The following is a 1,408-nucleotide window of genomic DNA, read 5'->3' on the forward strand; positions in this document are numbered from 1 at the left end:
GGCGGGGGTCTTCTGCGAGATGGCCTGCGTGGTCTTGGGGTGGTAGTGGGAGCAGGAGGGGCAGTCGGGGTTGCGGGGGTAGGTGACGGCGCGGGGGGTCTGGTCGGCGGGGGCGATGAGGCTGTGCCGCTGGATGGTGCCCGCCGGGTTGGCGCTGCGGGTGCCGGTGAGGTGGGTGAGGGCGGCATGGGCGGCGTAGGTGCCGGCCAGCAGTGCGCTGGTGGAGATGACGGGGTTTCCGAGCGGCCGGGGCAGGGCGGCGGCCAGGACCTCGCCGTGGGTACCGGGCAGCCCGTAGGCGGTGGCGTCGAAGTGGCGCAGGCACTCCCAGCAGGGGCCGTCGCCGGTGCCCGGCGTGTAGAGGGCGGTGCCGATCAGCGGGCCGTGGTAGCCGGGGTCGATCCACGCGCAGGAGGTGGTCAGGGCGGCGCGGTTGGCGGTCAGGCGCAGGTGGTCGGGTTCGTCGGCGGCGAGGACGAGCAGGTCGCAGCGGCGCATCAGGCGCGCGAACTGCGTCTGGAAGGTGATCTGTTCGGGGTGCAGGACGACGTCGAGGTCGGGGTGGCGTTCCAGCAGGCGTTCGCGGGCGGCGTCGACCTTGTACCGGCCGATGTCGGAGCGGGTGTAGAGCAGCTGCCGGTTGAGGTTGGAGTCCTCGACGCGGTCGTGGTCGGCGAGGATCAGGCAGCCGATTCCGGCGCCGGCCAGGGCGGCCGCGGCGGTGAGGCCGACGCCGCCGATGCCGACGACGGTCACGACGGTGCGCGCCAGGATCTGCTGGATGTCCGCGCCGGTACGGCGGGGGTCCTGGTCGACCATCTCCCAGTACTCGATGCCGCGTTGGTGGACTCGGGCGGTGCCGGAATCCAGCCGCGCGGCGGGACGGGCCCCGGTGGCGTCCCGGACGTGTCCGGCCTCGGCGAGGTCCAGGAGCAGCCGCTCGACCTGGGCGGCCGGGACGTCGGGGTGGCGGCTGGTGACCGCCCGGACGGCCTGGTCAGCGGTCAGGGTGCCGTCCAGGAGCCGGAGGAGGTGCAGGCGCCAGCCGCCGGGGTCGGGCAGGGTGCTCGCGAGGCCGGGCAGGGAGCCGATCTGGATCCGGCCGTCCGGTCGGGTCGTGGGCTGGTGCTCGGCGCGCAGGCGGGGGTTGCTCACGGTGGGCTCCTCGGGTCGAGGGCGAGGACGGGGGTGGGGGCGGGGCCGGCGTGTCGCCGGGCCCGCCGCTGGTGGTGCCGGTGGGCTACTGGCCGGAGACGGTGCAGCCGAGCAGTTCGTGGGCGGCGGCCGGGCGCAGACCGCTGTCCTCGGTCTGCTCGGTGTCCTGCGGGTCGACGGCCACGGCGGTGGTGAGGGTGGTGTCCATGAGGCGTCCTCCTGAATTTTCTCGAAAGGGATGGTGGCGAATCAG

The 1,408-nt window shown here is 74.1% G+C and carries 2 protein-coding genes; both read right to left on the reverse strand.

Annotated features, from left to right (window positions below; genetic code table 11):
• A partial coding sequence (locus tag ACLWS4_RS37065; protein ID WP_416876431.1) for a HesA/MoeB/ThiF family protein occupies positions 1-1,155 on the reverse strand: 1,155 nt, incomplete at its 3' end.
• An 85-nt stretch (positions 1,156-1,240) separates the two neighbouring features.
• On the reverse strand, positions 1,241-1,363 hold the full coding sequence (locus ACLWS4_RS37070) for a hypothetical protein (protein ID WP_375875626.1): 123 nt from the start codon (positions 1,361-1,363) through the stop codon (positions 1,241-1,243).
• Positions 1,364-1,408: the final 45 nt, after the last annotated feature.

The organism is Kitasatospora sp. SC0581 (assembly GCF_048159585.1).
GTDB lineage: Bacteria > Actinomycetota > Actinomycetes > Streptomycetales > Streptomycetaceae > Kitasatospora.